The sequence below is a fragment of the Metaclostridioides mangenotii genome (genome assembly GCF_018917235.1).
Lineage (GTDB): Bacteria > Bacillota > Clostridia > Peptostreptococcales > Peptostreptococcaceae > Metaclostridioides.
This window is the reverse complement of sequence record NZ_JAHLOF010000006.1, coordinates 67,460-83,203: the sequence shown is the minus strand read 5'-3', so window position 1 is coordinate 83,203 and position 15,744 is coordinate 67,460. Positions and strand designations below refer to the sequence as shown.

General features: G+C 30.7%; 14 protein-coding genes and 1 other annotated feature. Of the genes, 10 read left to right on the top strand and 4 right to left on the bottom strand.

What is annotated here, in order from left to right; all coding sequences use genetic code 11:
- Positions 1-61 precede the first annotated feature (61 nt).
- The 6 genes from KQI18_RS09990 to KQI18_RS09965 all read left to right on the top strand — a co-directional run bounded on the left by KQI18_RS09990 (position 62) and on the right by KQI18_RS09965 (position 7,184).
- Positions 62-1,216, top strand: a complete 1,155-nt coding sequence (locus KQI18_RS09990) for a THUMP domain-containing class I SAM-dependent RNA methyltransferase (RefSeq protein ID WP_216467685.1) — start codon at positions 62-64, stop codon at positions 1,214-1,216.
- A 16-nt stretch (positions 1,217-1,232) separates the two neighbouring features.
- The gene (locus tag KQI18_RS09985; protein ID WP_216467684.1) at positions 1,233-2,588 is read left to right on the top strand and encodes a VCBS repeat-containing protein; all 1,356 of its coding nucleotides are present in this window, start codon (positions 1,233-1,235) and stop codon (positions 2,586-2,588) included.
- Positions 2,589-2,614: 26 nt separating this feature from the next.
- Positions 2,615-3,319, top strand: a complete 705-nt coding sequence (walR, locus tag KQI18_RS09980) for a cell wall metabolism DNA-binding response regulator WalR (RefSeq protein WP_216467683.1) — start codon at positions 2,615-2,617, stop codon at positions 3,317-3,319.
- Positions 3,319-4,752 carry an ATP-binding protein gene (locus tag KQI18_RS09975; protein WP_216467682.1) on the top strand — a complete coding sequence of 478 codons (1,434 nt, stop codon included), beginning with the start codon at positions 3,319-3,321 and terminating at the stop codon, positions 4,750-4,752. The genes walR and KQI18_RS09975 overlap by 1 nt, the downstream gene beginning before the upstream one ends.
- A 17-nt stretch (positions 4,753-4,769) precedes the next feature.
- Positions 4,770-5,507 (top strand): tRNA pseudouridine(38-40) synthase TruA, encoded by a 738-nt coding sequence (gene truA, locus KQI18_RS09970; RefSeq protein WP_216467680.1) that lies wholly within the window; start codon positions 4,770-4,772, stop codon positions 5,505-5,507.
- 69 nt (positions 5,508-5,576) lie between these two features.
- Positions 5,577-5,783 (top strand) — a binding site (T-box leader).
- A 198-nt stretch (positions 5,784-5,981) separates the two neighbouring features.
- On the top strand, positions 5,982-7,184 hold the full coding sequence (locus KQI18_RS09965; protein WP_216467678.1) for an argininosuccinate synthase: 1,203 nt from the start codon (positions 5,982-5,984) through the stop codon (positions 7,182-7,184).
- Between the two features lie 71 nt (positions 7,185-7,255).
- Here KQI18_RS09965 and KQI18_RS09960 read toward each other — a convergent pair whose 3' ends face one another.
- From KQI18_RS09960 to KQI18_RS09945, 4 genes are all read right to left on the bottom strand, one after another.
- Positions 7,256-7,645 (bottom strand): DUF4363 family protein, encoded by a 390-nt coding sequence (locus KQI18_RS09960; protein WP_216467676.1) that lies wholly within the window; start codon positions 7,643-7,645, stop codon positions 7,256-7,258.
- Positions 7,646-7,648: 3 nt separating this feature from the next.
- On the bottom strand, positions 7,649-8,305 hold the full coding sequence (locus KQI18_RS09955; protein WP_216467674.1) for a DUF421 domain-containing protein: 657 nt from the start codon (positions 8,303-8,305) through the stop codon (positions 7,649-7,651).
- Between the two features lie 192 nt (positions 8,306-8,497).
- Complete coding sequence (locus KQI18_RS09950; protein ID WP_216467673.1) at positions 8,498-8,995, bottom strand: ferritin-like domain-containing protein; 498 nt, start codon at positions 8,993-8,995, stop codon at positions 8,498-8,500.
- A gap of 321 nt (positions 8,996-9,316) precedes the next feature.
- Positions 9,317-10,552, bottom strand: coding sequence for a cell wall-binding repeat-containing protein (locus tag KQI18_RS09945; protein WP_236887728.1), 1,236 nt, complete (start codon positions 10,550-10,552; stop codon positions 9,317-9,319).
- A 240-nt stretch (positions 10,553-10,792) separates the two neighbouring features.
- On the opposite strand from KQI18_RS09945, the gene KQI18_RS09940 reads away from it, so the two are divergent.
- The 4 genes from KQI18_RS09940 to KQI18_RS09925 all read left to right on the top strand — a co-directional run bounded on the left by KQI18_RS09940 (position 10,793) and on the right by KQI18_RS09925 (position 15,591).
- Positions 10,793-12,721, top strand: coding sequence for a sigma 54-interacting transcriptional regulator (locus KQI18_RS09940; protein ID WP_216467672.1), 1,929 nt, complete (start codon positions 10,793-10,795; stop codon positions 12,719-12,721).
- A gap of 345 nt (positions 12,722-13,066) precedes the next feature.
- Entirely contained in the window at positions 13,067-14,026 is a 960-nt protein-coding gene (locus KQI18_RS09935; protein WP_236887727.1) for a 2-keto-3-deoxygluconate permease, read from the top strand.
- 111 nt (positions 14,027-14,137) lie between these two features.
- Positions 14,138-14,413: a UxaA family hydrolase gene (locus KQI18_RS09930; RefSeq protein ID WP_216467671.1), complete on the top strand. Its 276-nt coding sequence runs from the start codon at positions 14,138-14,140 to the stop codon at positions 14,411-14,413.
- A 14-nt stretch (positions 14,414-14,427) separates the two neighbouring features.
- A complete protein-coding gene (locus KQI18_RS09925; protein ID WP_216467670.1) occupies positions 14,428-15,591 on the top strand; it encodes a UxaA family hydrolase in 1,164 nt (387 codons plus the stop codon).
- Positions 15,592-15,744: the final 153 nt, after the last annotated feature.

The window sequence follows — 15,744 nt, the reverse complement described above, 5'->3', positions numbered from 1 at the left end:
GGACATGTCTGGTTACAAGATTGGAAGCATGAATGTATATGTAGAGTAATTAGGAGGGAAAATGAAAAATTACACATTGGTAGCACCATGCTTTTTCGGTATGGAAAAAATGTTAGCTAGAGAAATAAAGGATTTAGGATTTGAGATTATAAAGACAGAAGACGGGAGAGTCACGTATAAAACTGATGAAACTGGAATAGCTAAATCAAATATATGGTTAAGATGTGCTGAGAGAATTCACTTAAAAGTTGCAGAATTTGAAGCAAAGAGTTTTGATGAATTGTATGAAAATACAAAAAGAATAAATTGGTCTAGCTTTATACCTTATGGAGCTGAGTTTCCTATTTCAAAAGCTTCATCAATAAAATCTAAACTTCACAGCACGCCAGATATACAGTCTATTGTCAAAAAGGCCGTAGTAGATAGTCTTAAAAAGAGTTATTTAGAATGCGGATTATTAAAGGAAGATAAAGAAAAGTACCCGATTTTTGTATTTATACATAAAGATAAGGTTGTACTAACCATAGATACTACTGGAGACGCGTTGCATAAGAGGGGATATAGAGAAAAGGCAAACAAAGCTCCTATAAGAGAAACCTTGGCTGCTGGTCTTGTATATTTGACTCCTTGGAGACCAGGTAGGACTTTAGTGGATCCGATGTGCGGATCGGGAACTATATTAATAGAAGCTGCTATGATTGGACTTAATATGGCTCCAGGACTTAATAGAGAGTTTATATCAGAAAAATGGAGAACTTATGATAAAAGTTTTTGGTGGGATGTAAGAAGAGATGCATTTGATAAAATAGAATCAGAAAGAGAATTTAAAATTAAAGGATACGATATAGACCAGGAAAGTATAGATATAGCAAAAGAAAATGCAGAAATAGCAGGTGTAGAGGACTATATAGAATTCGAGGTTGGAGATGTTACTAAGTTTAAAAGCGATGAGGAGTATGGGTTTATAATAACTAATCCACCTTATGGAGAAAGACTTGAAGATAAAGACACTATCAAGCAACTTTATAAGGAAATTGGCTATGCATTTAAAAAACTTAAAAATTGGTCTTATTATTTAATTACGTCATTTGAAGAGTTTGAATATGAGTTTGGTAAGGCTGCTGATAAAAAAAGAAAACTCTACAATGGTATGTTAAAAACTTATTATTATCAATACATGGGACCAAAACCGCCTAGAAAAAATGAGTCTGAGTAAGTGATAGGAGGAATATATGAAATCATATAAGCTAATTATTTTGGCAGTTTTAGTTATGGCTTTTAGTTCTGGATGTAATATGAAAACAGATTCAGCTGAAAATTTAGTTGACAAGCCAAAATATGATATAGATAAAAAATCATTAGAAGATGGTATCAGTAAATTACTACCTCCAAATACGTCATTTACTCTTCCCTCTAATTCTAAAGATGTTGGTACGATAAATAATGTAGATTTAAATGGAAATGGTGTTGAAGAAGTAGTAGCATTTAAGAAATCTGAAAATCTTAATGAAAATTCATCTAACAAAGTGGGATTTATGATTCTAAGAAAAACTAATGACAACTACTCATTTGACGATGAGGAACTTATAGACGGGGATTCAATTGAATATGCTAATTTTTATGATTTAAATAATGATGGACATAAAGAGATTGTTATTTTATCCAAATCGAAAGATAAAACTACTATGCATATATATAGTTATATAAATAATAAAATAAAAAAACTATACACAGTTGAACCAAGCTGGATAGAAAACTCAGAAAATTTAACTGACATGAAGATTCAAATAGGTAAAATGGATAGTGATGGTTTACTAGATATAGTTATGGTTAACTTAAATCCGAAAACTAATGAAGCATATGTAAGTGTATTAAATTTTGACGATACTTTGATTCACAAGGATACTACAGTTTTTCAGAATGTAAAAAATATAAGCGAAATGTATCTAAATATTGGTAGAGTTTCGGCAAAAAGAAGAGGTGTTGTAGTAGATATTCCGATTTTAAAAGGTGGTTATTACAGCACAAATATACTTTATATGCAAAACAATAAAATTGAAAAAGCATTTGTAGATAATGAAATTATAAAACCGTACTATATACCTATTAGAGATATAGATAAAGATAAAATTTTAGAAATACCTACAAATGATGTTACTTATAAATCTAAAGATGAAGCCAACGTTACTTGGTATAAATGGAGTGGTAGAAAAGGTTATAAATCTTTCTCATCTCAAATTTATTACAATTACAAATGCAACTATAAAGTATTGATTCCAAATAATTTGACTGGCAAGGTTATTGTTGAGGAAGAGTTGGTTAATGGTAAAAATCCGAAAACTTCTGTTTTTAAATTCTACTATTATGATTCAGTAGATTCTGAGCGAAAAAATCTATTCTATATAACAGTTGAAAATAAAAGTAAAATTGATGAAAGTCAAGGTAAAAATTCACACAACCCGATTACATTAAAAGAAACAGAGGATTACAATTACTTTTTGACTATAAATAACATTGAAGAAACAAAAAAATTGGATCTAACAGCAGAGGTAATTAAAGATGATTATTTTTCACTTATTTACGAATAATATATTGTTAACATGGAGGTTATATTGTGAAAGGAAAAATATTAGTTTTAGAAGATGAGATTGGAATAAGAAGTTTTGTTAGTATCAACTTAAAAAGAGAAGGTTATGAGATAATAGAAGCCGGAACAGGCCAAGAAGCGATAGAAAAAATGACATCAGAAGGGAACATATCTTTAGCACTTTTGGATGTTATGTTACCAGATATGAGTGGTATAGAAGTGTGTAAATTCATAAGAGAGAATTTTGATCAGGTAGGTATAATAATGCTTACAGCAAAGGCTCAAGAAGATGATAAAATAGAAGGTTTTATATCTGGTGCAGACGACTATATAGTCAAACCTTTTAGTATAAAAGAGCTTTTAGTTAGAGTAACAGCACTTCTTAGAAGGGTAAATAAAGAAGAAAATAGCTCTAATGTAAGTGAGATAGTTTTCCCACCATTTGTGCTTGATATAGACAAGAGAAAACTTTTTAAAAATAATAAAGAAATAGAACTTACACCTACAGAATTTTCAATTGTTAAATATTTGATGTCTAATGCTAAACAATCATTGAGTAGAGACCAAATTTTAGACGAAGTGTGGGGAGCTAACTATCTATACGACTTTAAAATAGTCGATGTAAATATTAGAAGAATTAGAAATAAAATTGAAGATGATCCATCTAAACCGAAGTATATTCAAACAATTTGGGGATATGGCTATTGTTTTAGAAAGGAAGAAGATGAGTAGTGCTACACTTTGACGGATTAAGAAAAAAAGTAATCAAAAATCACTTTATAATTATAATAATAATGGTCGTCCTATTTGAAGGCATGTTTATGTTTTACATACAGAATAACTACTATGAATCAACTAGACAGTTATTAAGAGCCCAACTATTAAACTACACAACTGACTGGACGTATAAAACGGATGCTGTTGACACTACTAGTTTTGAGACAAAAATAAACAATATTTACGAAAGACAAAGTTTAGATAAAAACTCAAAATTTGGAGTATCTATTATAGATAAAAATAGACGTTTAATATTAGATCAGTATGGTTTTAAAAGCAATGAAAAGGTATACTACGACGATGTTGAAAGAGCGCTAAGAGATTCTAAAACTTATGCTCCATATACTTATAAAATTCCAGAAACTGGAGAACATGTTATGAGTATATCGGCACCTTTAAAGTCAAACAATACCATCGAAGGTGTAGTAAGATATACCACTTCACTTGAAGAAATTGACAAAGCTATAGCTATGCAGGCATTATGGTTAGTCCTAGCTGGTATACTTATACTATTAATAGCAGTCGCAATAAGTTTAAAGTTTGCTGAAACTCTTATAAATCCACTTAGCGAACTTAAAAAATTTGCAAACGAACTAGCTAACGGTAACTATAAAGTTAAACTTAAACATTCAACTATTGTTGATGATGAGATTGGGGAATTGGCACAGACTTTTGAGCATATGGCTTATGAAATAGATAAGAGTGAAAAACTAAAGGAAGAATTTATATCTTCTATTTCACATGAACTTAGGACACCTTTAACTTCGATAAAAGGGTGGAGTGAAACCCTTGGATTTGAAAGCATAACAAGGGAAGAGCTAGACCTAGGACTTGGAATAATTCAAGATGAAACAGCTCGACTTATAAAACTTGTTGAAGAACTTTTGGATTTCTCAAGATTATCATCTGATAGAATTAAAATTAATATTGATGAAGTGGATGTTGAAGGTTTAGTTGTAGGAGTAGTAAATCAACTTAAGGTAAAGGCTTCAGAAAAGAACGTTGAGTTATTATTTGAATTTGAAAACGAAGAGATGGTGACTATACAAGGCGATAAAAATAGATTGAGACAAGTGCTTATCAACTTGATCCAAAATTCACTAAAGTTTACAGATTCAGAAGGATATGTGAAATTGTATGTTTCGCAAGATGAAGAGATGACGACTATAAAGGTTGAAGACAATGGAGCAGGTATAGAAGAACAAAACTTAAGTAAAGTTTTAGATAAATTTTTCCAAGAAGATTACAATAAAGCTGGCAGTGGTTTAGGACTAGCTATAAGCAATGAAATTGTTAAACTTCACGGTGGAACTATGATCATAAATAGTAAGAAAAACGAAGGTACAACAATAACATTTACCTTAGCTAATAAGGTAGTTAAAGTCTAAAATAAAGGAAGTATAAAATGAGAAATATAAAACTAGTAATATCGTATGACGGTTCAAGATACAAAGGATTTCAAAGACTTGCAGATAATGATATGACAATACAGGAGAAAATAGAGTCTGTATTAAGCAAATTGACAGGAGAGAATATTGAGATAATTGCATCAGGAAGGACTGATATGGGGGTTCATGCTAGATACCAAGTAGCAAATTTTAAAACTAATTCTAATGAATCTACTAATAAAATACAAAAATATTTGTATATGTATTTGCCTGAAGATATTGTTGTCAATTCAGTTGAAGAGGTCGATGACAGATTCCATTCAAGATACAATGTTAAGTCTAAAACATATGTTTATAAAATAGATAACAATGATTATCCTAGTCCTTTCACAAGAAAATACAGAACTCATATACCAAAAAAGTTGGATGTGAAAAAAATGAAAGATGCAAGTAAATACTTGATAGGAGAGCACGATTTCTCTAGTTTTGTATCATCCAGATCAAAGAAAAAATCTAATGTCAGAACTATATACAGTATAGAAATTGCTTCAAAAGATGGAAATATAGATATTTATATAAAAGGTAATGGATTTTTACACAACATGGTGAGAATAATTGTAGGTACATTAATAGACATTGGACATGGTAAGTTTGAACCGGAGCAAATGAAAAATCTTATATTAGCAAAAAATAGGAGTATTGCCTCAGAGACTGCGAAATCTAAAGGCTTAGTACTTCATGATGTAAAATATTAATATTTATTTTAAATTTTAATTGACAGATTATCAAAAATAAATTATGATATTGGTTACAAAGCAATATAATTAAATCCTGTGAAAAAGAGATTAGCTTGATGGAATTTTATAGAGAGCCGAGGGTGGTGGAAGCTTGGCAAATGAATTTTAGTGAAGAGAGCTTTGGAGGATATCGCCAGAAAAGGTTAGTATGGTGGTAGGAATTCTCGCCTTAAGAGATTGAGTGGATAAGTTAACTTATCAATTAGAGTGGTACCGCGGATATTCGCCTCTTAGTATTTTACTAAGAGGCTTTTTTAGTACTAAAATTCAATAATTACATGTCATATAATATATTAGGACTTGGTTTTCTAGAGACAGACTTAATATATTTAAGGATGTATTTATAATTCAATTGAAGAAAATTAAAAATTACAAATGTAAATATAAATTCGAGATAGTAATAATAAAATAGTAAATTGGGAGGAAATTGATATGAAAGAAAAAGTTGTTTTAGCGTATTCTGGAGGATTAGACACTTCAATAATAATACCTTGGTTAAAAGAGACTTATGATGATATAGAAGTAATTGCAGTGTGTGGTAATGTTGGTCAAGAAGACAAGATGCAAGATGTATACAACAAAGCTTTAAAGAGCGGTGCATCAAAAGCGTATGTTGATGATATATGTGAAGAATTTGTTACAGAAACTATTTTTAAAGCTATAAAAGCTGAAGCAAAATACGAGGGAAAATATTTATTAGGTACATCTTTAGCTAGACCGATTATAGCTAAAAGACTTGTAGAAGTTGCGCACAAAGAAGGTGCTAAATATATTTGCCACGGTTGTACAGGTAAAGGTAATGATCAAGTTAGATTTGAAGCTACAATAGCAGCATTAGATCCAAGTATTAAAGTTATCGCTCCTTGGAGAATGTGGGATATAAAATCTAGAGAAGATGCTATAGACTATGCAAATAAGCACAATATAGAAGTTACAGCTACTAAAGAAAAGATATACTCAGTAGATGCTAACCTTTGGCATGTATCTACTGAAGGTGGAGATATAGAAGATCTAAGAAATGAACACAATCCAGAGTTAGTATATAAAGAGTGTGTTTCGCCTGAAAAGGCCTGTGATACAGCAGAATATGTAGAGATTTTCTTTGAAAAAGGAACTCCTAAAAAAATTAATGGAGAAGTATTAGCACCAGTTGAACTAGTTAAAAAAGTTAATGAACTTGGCAAGAAACACGGTATTGGCGTTGTAGATATCCTTGAAAACAGATTAGTTGGTATGAAGTCAAGAGGAATTTATGAAACGCCAGGAGGAACAATACTTTATGAAGCACACAATATATTAGAAAGTGCTACATTAGATAAAGATACTCTACACTACAAGCAATTAGTTTCTTATAAGTACGGAGAACTTGTTTACGATGGATTATGGTATTCTAAATTAAGAGAGGCAATAGATGCATTTATAGAGTCAACACAAGACAATGTTACTGGCTCAGTAAAGCTTAAACTTTACAAAGGAAATATTAAACCTGCAGGTATATTCTCAGATAACTCACTTTATGATCAAGGTATATCATCTTTTGGGGACAGCGAGCTTTATGATCATAAAGATGCTGAAGGTTTTATAAATCTGTTTACATTACCTTTAAAGATTAAAGCTATGAAAGGTAGTAAATAATTATTAATCTTACTAAAATAAATATAATAAAACCTTCCAAAAGTTTAAATACTATTGGAAGGTTTTTGTTATTAGAATATATAGTCTAGGCCAAAGTTAACATTACCCCTTATGTTAGAAATATGACTTTTAATATTTTCTATTTGTTCATAAGAAGTTGCTTTATCTTCTATTATAATACATTTTTTTAGTATATTAAGATGAGTTCCAATTAGGTTAAAAGATGCATGGTCCAATGTTTTATACCATTTTTTTTGTTTTTTATCCCATTCCTCAGAGATTTTTTCTGCTTCTTCTTTGGCTTTATCCCAATTATCTTCATCAATAAAATGCTCTAACTTAACTAAATCGCTTTGATAATCGCTAGTATATTCATTTATACTATTTGTAATATAAACGCCAAAGGCTAAAAATAGAACTGTCCAAACTACTGCAAAAACTGTTGATTTAATAATAATCACCACCTATACATGTTTTGCTTGAATAAATATTTTATCGTATTCATCCAATATACAGATAAGAACATCTTTTGGATTCTCAATATGATTTGATTTTAAGATTCCCATAAGCCATTCTTCATCTTTTTCGGCAGCCTGTAAACCATTTTTTGAAATAACTCCATCAATAATCAAAGATATTGGAAGGTGTAAAAAAGCTTGAGAAGGGGTACTATTATAATTAGTCGTCGGTACAACACTTAAATTTCCGTCAGTTTCAAGTATTGCGTATTGAATTTCTTTAAGATTAAAATAGCCTTCTATTCTAAGTTGTTCTAATAATTCTTCTAGATTGATTCTATCCTTTTTTAACTCTTTGTACTGTATCTTACCTTTATCGATTAGTATTGAAGGTTTACCTGACAATATAGAATGAAAGATTTTACTTTTAAGTCCAATGAATGACACAATTGTTTGCATTAACACAAGGCCTGTTATAGCAGCAACTCCATTTATGATAGGTATATCGTTATTCTCCATAGGGAAAGCAGCAACTTCTGCAATTAATAGAGTGATAACTAAATCGAAACAGTTCATTTCAGCAATTTCACCTTTACCCATAATTCTAAGAGCAATTAAAACTGCTACATACAATATAATACTTCTAATAAAAATAACAACCATATGCATAAACTCCTTTAATGATTATTAATAATAAATTTAGTATGTCCTGTCTAAAATTTTTAATTCAATATACACTAAATAATAAAAAACGAATTTCTAATTTTAGAAATTCGTTTTTTATTATTTACTTTATGTGATTTTTATAAATACACTTTGAAAACTTATTTGTATTTTGAAATAATTTGCTTGAATTTAAAATGGGAAGAATTCTTGTTCAAACCATGAATTTTGTGTAGCGTATTCTATTTCAGCTGCGAATGCTTGTCTATGTTCATTTTCCCAATAAGCTAGAGTCTCTAGAAGTTTTTTTGCGTTTGGATCAGTTGCTTTTGCTGCAGCTTTTTCATAGAAGTTTGCAAAGTCGTTTTCAAGAGTATATGCCATTCTAAGTATTGGTAGATCTGATAACTCATAAGACAAGTTTACATTATCTAGATCTTTTTCCCTACTAAATATTATTTTTTCTCCATCTTCTAATTTTAAATTTACCTCGTCAAATGGTTCATTGTTTTCGGCTCTTATAAGTTGTTTCTCTAATATATTGTAGTGTTCATCCTCCATTGAAGCAAGTCCTTCAAATACATCTTTTATGGCCTTACTTTGTGCTTTGTCTTTATAAAATCCGTAAAATTCCTCTGCTTTTTTTTCTAGGTTCATTGCGTATTTAATTATTTCTGCATAATTGTTCATATTCATTCCTCCTAATTTTTAATAATTTATGTAAAATTATGTTTTCACTTATTTGATTTAATATATATAATACCCTATGGTTTTGGTTTCAAACATAACTTAATGTTTTATAAATAAACAAAAAGCCGACATAAGCAAAGTGGCGATACCTTCACGAAGAAAAATAATTCTACAGATAATATCTACGAACCTTGTTTGAGGATATAAGTTTGGGAGAAATCAATAATAGAATAGAAAAAATAGGGCAGTAGTTAAATCTACTGCCCTATTTTAATTTAAAAGAAAATAACAAAGTGATGTCATTTTAGCTTTGTATTATATTTAGTAAAGATTTGCATCATCATAATATTCTACTTTATCAAACATACCAGTAGGACCTGGTGTTTCGAATTTAAGCTTATTACCTTCAATACCTATTCTATATACATCAGCATAACCATTAAAGTAAATTTTTATATGCAATTGTTTGTTTTTTTCATCTATTTTTACAATATCAAAATTATAGTCTGGGTTTTCATTCGGATCTGGTGAGTTACCTATATATATATGCTCTTCCTCGATTAAGATAGTTTTACCTGAGTTATTTTTCCAATTGCCCATGTATCTTCCAATTATCGGTACAGGATCAAGACAACTGTTTATTGTTTTATCTGAAAAAGAACCAATCGCTGTAATTTTATTTGAACCCAAAAATAAACTTTTATCACTGCTATCTGAAACTAATGCTATTGGTATATATTTAGCTATAGAAGAACCTACTAGAGCGTTCACAAGGTTATATCCATCAGCTACATAAAATTCGTTTGAATCATAATTTTGATCGTCACCATTTCCTTCTAAGTAGAAAGCAGATATTATAAGGTAGTTTGTCTCAAATCTATCTGCGCCACCAAGTCTGGTTAAATATTCGCCTTGAGATTCGAATGATTCACTCATAGATACTTTACCACCAACCATATAATTAGTTTTATTTTTTAGATTATATGTAGTTTTCTTTCCGTCAGTTAGGATTACAACACATTTTTCTCTTGCCGCTATTGCAGCTATACTTATAGAATCAGCTTCACCTTTATATGCGTTAGTTAAAAACACGATATCTGAATTACTCAATTTTTTTACTTCAGTCGCCACATTTAAACTTGTTTGTATTCTATCACTTCCGCTGATTCTAGCGATATCTATACCTTTAGATTTTAATGAGTTTTCGACTTTTGCACTTACTGAGTTAACTCCTCCTATTATGTACACTTTATTTACTTTAGATAATCTAGACATTGTTACATCCGGAATAGAGTCCTTTTTTGTCAGCAATATTGGTGAGTTTGTGGCTCCAGACAATCCACTTGCACTTAATCCATCAGCAATCGAATTATCTAGATTTACTACTATAGCGGTTTTATATGTTTGTTTATCTGCAATAAGTGCTGCCGTTTCGTAAGTAGTAGCGCCTTGAATTCGTGCAAGGTTAGGTGGTCTATATGCTGATACATTAATTGTTAGAGTTATTGATATTAAAACTGATAAAGTCATAGACATTAATTTTTTTGTTAAGTTCATTGTGAATCCCCCTATGTTTTATATTCCTCAATGAGTATATTATAACTTATCTCTATATAAAATTCTCCCTATTTTAAATTAATTATGATTTTTTCATTAATATGAATAAACAGACATAAAAATTAATTTATGATAAAATGATTGTAATATTTAAAGCGATTTATCTAAGGATATTAAACGTGACATTCTGTAATTAATATTTTTGAGAAGACGATAAATTTGTAAATTGAGGTGACATATATGAAGGAAATACTCATTATTGCTCCGACAAGAGAAATGTATAAAAGGGCAATGTCAATTATCGAAGTAGAGTGTTATGACAATATTAGTGTTGAATATGGTACACTGAAAGACAGTTTACCCATTGCTGAAGAAGGAATTAAAGAAGGAGCAAGAGTAATTGTTAGTAGAGGCGGGACTTATAACATGCTTAATTCTTTATATAAAGTACCCGTCGTAGAAATTAAGGTTGATGCTTACGATATTATAGAAAGTTATAAAGAAGTAAAGAACTGCGATGAACCTTTAGGTATAATTGGGTTTAACAATGTGATATATGGTTTTGATATATTAGAAGAAATATTAAACAACAATATTACAACTATTACTTTAGAGAAAGAAGATGATGTATACGCTGCTATTGAAAAATATCGTAAAAAAGGTATAACTACTTACATAGGAGATACCACTGTAGCGCATATAATTGAAAAGTTAAATTGTAGGGGGATTTTAATTGAATCTAGAAAAGAAAATATTCTTAGAGCTATAAAAGAGGCGATACAAATAATAAATGCAACTAAGATTGAGCAAGAACGCAGGGTTAGGATAGAGACAATGACTGACTTTGTACATGATGGAATAATTACTGTAGATAAAAATTTTAAAGTTACAGTATTTAATAAAAGTGCAGAAGAGATTTTCGGTATAAAAAAAGCTGATGCTTTATATAGAGATATAACAGATTTAATACCAAATACAGAATTGCCTAAAGTTGTTGAAAGTAAAAAGCCTCAATTTGGGCAGATTCAAAGCATAAGAAATAACAAGATACTAACAAATAGAGTTCCGATTATATTAGACGATGAAGTCCAAGGGGCAGTAGCTACATTTCAAGATACAAGAGAAATTAGTTCATTTGACCACAAGATTAGAAGAAGTTTGCTTAATAAAGGGTTTTCAACAAGATTTACGTTTGACGATATAGTTCATGATAGTAGTGAAATAAACAAATGTATAGAGATAGCGAAGAAATACTCGGAATATAATACACCTGTAACAATTACTGGTGAATCAGGTGTAGGTAAGGAGTTATTTTGTCAAAGTATACATAAACACAGTGCACGTAGGGACAAACCTTTTGTAGCAGTAAACTGTGCAGCGATACCGGAATCACTAATTGAAAGTGAATTTTTTGGATATGCAGAAGGCGCTTTTACAGGAGCTAGAAAAAAAGGAAAACCTGGAGTATTTGAGTTAGCTCATCAAGGAACCATTTTTTTAGATGAAATAAGTGAAATTCCAATACAGTTACAAGGGAGGTTGTTAAGAGTTGTACAAGAAAAGCAAGTTGTAAGAATAGGTGGGGATAAAGTTATACCAATTGATGTAAAGATAATATGTGCAACAAATAAAGACCTAAATGTGATGGTGAAAGAAGGAACCTTTAGAAGGGATCTTTTCTATAGAATAAATGTATTAACCCTTTTTATTCCCCCATTAAGGGAAAGGAAAAAAGATATTATTAAATTAACTGAGTTCTTTGTAGATAAATATTCAAATAGGTATAATAAAAATAAATTAAAATTATCTGAAGAAGTAAAAGCAAAACTATACCAAATAAATTATGAAGGGAATATCAGAGAGTTAGAGGGCATGGTTGAAAAAGCAGTCGTTTTAGATAGTTTTGATTTTATACTAAAAGAATATGACGATACAATTTATATGTACGAAGACAATAGGAAGTCAATAAAAAAAGAAATCTCAAATAAATTACTATTAATAGATAATAACAGCAATAGTATACCTAATTATGTAGATTTAAGAACTTTGGAAAGGATGTATATTGAAAAAGTATACAGAGAAACAGGGGAGAATACTACTAAAACGTGTGATATTCTAAAAATTACTAGATCAACATTGTGGAGAAAGTTAAAAGAAATAACTAACTAAAAAAATTAAAAATAATTTAAAGTAATATAAAGAAAAAAATTAATACACTTCAGCCGATTTGTAAATACAAGTCGGCTATTTTCGTGTAAATATTTTTATAAATAATGTAACATTAACTGTTTGAAAATAATACATTAATCGTTTCATTTTTAGACGAACTTTGATTAATAATTAATTGAATGCAAATAAATAAGATTTATTTGAAAAAATAAATATTGAATAAAGCCTATAATTGCAATAAGTTAAAATCACATTTAGTAAAAAAAGATATTAAATAATTTATTTAAATATTAGTTGGTATGCTATTTGCTTTTATATAAGTATAAATAAAAAAAGGAGTGATGAATGGTGAAAATTTTAAAATCGGTTCAAAAACTGCCGGGAGGTTTAATGGTTGTTCCTTTGCTTTTGGGAGCTTTAGTTAATACTGTCTGTCCACAGGCTCTTGAAATAGGAGGTTTCACAACTTCACTATTTAAAACAGGAGCTATGAGCTTACTTGGTCTATTCTGTTTATGCAATGGAGCTCAAATTAATGTAAAGCAGGCGGGCAAACCACTGATAAAAGGCATTACATTGACAGCTACAAAGTTTTTAATAGGTGCAATTTTAGGTATTATAGTAAGTAAATTAATTGGCCCAAAAGGTATCATAGGTATAACACCTCTCGCTATTGTAGCAACAATGACAAATTCAAATGGTGGTCTTTTTGCTGCTTTAGCTGGCGAATATGGTGATTCTACAGATGTAGGTGCAATTTCTATACTTTCTCTAAATGATGGTCCTTTCTTTACAATGTTAGCATTTGGAGTAACGGGCCTTGCAAATGTTCCCTTTGAAGCTTTGCTCGCTGCAATAATTCCTATAATAATTGGTTTTATTCTTGGCAACTTAGATGAAGATATAAGAAAATTTTTAGCTCCAGGAGCGACTCTTCTTATACCTTTCTTTGCCTTTCCACTAGGGGCAGCATTAAACTTTAGCCAAATAGTAACTGCAGGATTACCTGGGGTAGCACTTGGTATAGCGGTAACTTTAATAACTGGCATGGGTGGATATTATGCTATGAAACTTATAAAAGCGGATCATCCAGCAGTTGGTGCAGCCACTGGTACTACAGCTGGGAATGCAGCGGGTACTCCTGAAGCTATGGAAGCTATAGATCCTACACTGGCTACTATTGCAGCAGTTTCAACTGTTCAAGTTGCAGCAGCTATAATAGTAACAGCGATCCTTTGTCCATTATTAGTCTCATATTTAGACAAAAGGGATAAAAAGAAGAAAGAAGTGATCACTGCAATTTGATCTTGCTAATTATAAATTAGTTATAAAGCTAACAATCTTATTCAAAAATTATTGTTTAATTTTGAGTAGGTTAAATAAAATTTTAAAAACATAATCGTAGGAGGTTATTATATGAATGCAATTATTCATGCAAATGAAAAAGATAATGTAGTTACATGCGTTAGACATTTAAAAAAGGGAGAGCAAGTATCTATAGAAGGGAGAACATACACAGTTAATGAAGACATACCGGTATTTCACAAGATGGCTATAGCAGATGTAGAGCAATATCAAACAGTATTTAAATATGGCGAAATAATTGGAGTTGCTCACGAAGATATAAAAATTGGTGACCACGTACATGTACATAACATTGAAAGTACACGTGGTCGTGGAGATAAACAATAGGGAGGTTATACAATATGAAATTAATGGGTTATTTAAGAGAAAATGGTAAATTCGGTATTCGAAATCATATTTTAGTTATTCCAACATCAGTATGTGCAAGTGAGACAGCTACAAGAATTGCAGCTTTAGTTCCAGGTGCAGTTGCTATTCCACATCAACATGGATGTTGCCAGATTGGATCTGACTTAGATCTTACAGAGCAAACTTTGATTGGATTCGGAAAAAATCCTAATGTCGCAGCAGTATTAGTTGTAGGTCTAGGATGTGATGGTATTCAAGCAAAACATGTCGCTGAGTCAATTGCAGATACAGGAAAAAAAGTTGATTATGTTGTTATTCAAGAAAATGGAGGAACATTAAAAACAGTATCAAAAGGAGCTGAAATAGCTGGAGAGATGGCTCGAGTAGTTTCAAAAGAAGTTAGAGTAGAGTTTGATATGAGCGAACTTATAGTTGCGCTCGAATGTGGAGGATCAGATCCAACTAGTGGTATAGCTTCAAATCCATCAATTGGATATGCTTCTAATCGCGTAGTTGATGAAGGAGGAAGTACTATTCTTAGTGAGACTACAGAGGTAATAGGAGCAGAACATCTACTTGCAGAAAGGTTTGAAGACAATTCTATGCGCGAAAAATTCTTAATGTTTGTAAATGATGTTGAAAAAAGAGCAATTGCGATGGGTGAAGATTTAAGAAGTGGTCAACCTACGCCTGGAAACAAAGAAGGTGGATTATCTACTATAGAAGAAAAATCACTGGGTTGTATGTATAAAGCAGGAACACAACCTTTTAAAGGAGCTCTTGATTACGCTGAAATACTGCCAGAAGATAAAAAAGGATTATATTTCATGGATACTCCAGGTCAAGATATAGATTCTATAACAGGAATGGTTGCAGGAGGAGCACAAATTGTTATTTTCTCTACTGGGAGAGGAACTCCAACAGGGAGTCCTATATCTCCAGTGATAAAGATTACAGGTAATACTGATACTTTTAATAAAATGCCTGATAACATAGATATAAATGCAGGTAGAATTATTACAGAAGGTGCAAAAATAAGTCAAATAGGAGAAGAGTTATTTATAGAAATTGTAGAAGTATCAAATGGTAAAAAATCAAAAGCCGAAAGTCTTGGCCATAGGGAGTTTGGGATATATAGAATAGCTTCAACATTCTAATAAACCCATAAATTTATTCTTAAATAAAAAGCTGCAAACAGATAACTAAGATCAGTTTGCAGCTTTTTTATTTATCTTATATATATTAATTTTATTTTCAAGTGAAGTTTCGAGTTAAGAAGAAGTAGTCGTAAACCTGAAATCAATATTTGC

What these genes read in the sequence shown, in the direction of transcription:
- KQI18_RS09990 (WP_216467685.1), top strand. Translation starts at nt 62, where the DNA reads ATGAAAAATTACACATTGGTAGCACCATGCTTTTTCGGTATGGAAAAA.
- KQI18_RS09925 (WP_216467670.1), top strand. Translation starts at nt 14,428, where the DNA reads ATGAAATTAATGGGTTATTTAAGAGAAAATGGTAAATTCGGTATTCGA.
- KQI18_RS09950 (WP_216467673.1), bottom strand. Translation starts at nt 8,995, where the DNA reads ATGAACAATTATGCAGAAATAATTAAATACGCAATGAACCTAGAAAAA.
- KQI18_RS09985 (WP_216467684.1), top strand. Translation starts at nt 1,233, where the DNA reads ATGAAATCATATAAGCTAATTATTTTGGCAGTTTTAGTTATGGCTTTT.
- KQI18_RS09965 (WP_216467678.1), top strand. Translation starts at nt 5,982, where the DNA reads ATGAAAGAAAAAGTTGTTTTAGCGTATTCTGGAGGATTAGACACTTCA.
- KQI18_RS09930 (WP_216467671.1), top strand. Translation starts at nt 14,138, where the DNA reads ATGAATGCAATTATTCATGCAAATGAAAAAGATAATGTAGTTACATGC.
- KQI18_RS09955 (WP_216467674.1), bottom strand. Translation starts at nt 8,305, where the DNA reads ATGGTTGTTATTTTTATTAGAAGTATTATATTGTATGTAGCAGTTTTA.
- truA (WP_216467680.1), top strand. Translation starts at nt 4,770, where the DNA reads ATGAGAAATATAAAACTAGTAATATCGTATGACGGTTCAAGATACAAA.
- KQI18_RS09940 (WP_216467672.1), top strand. Translation starts at nt 10,793, where the DNA reads ATGAAGGAAATACTCATTATTGCTCCGACAAGAGAAATGTATAAAAGG.
- KQI18_RS09935 (WP_236887727.1), top strand. Translation starts at nt 13,067, where the DNA reads ATGGTGAAAATTTTAAAATCGGTTCAAAAACTGCCGGGAGGTTTAATG.
- KQI18_RS09945 (WP_236887728.1), bottom strand. Translation starts at nt 10,552, where the DNA reads ATGAACTTAACAAAAAAATTAATGTCTATGACTTTATCAGTTTTAATA.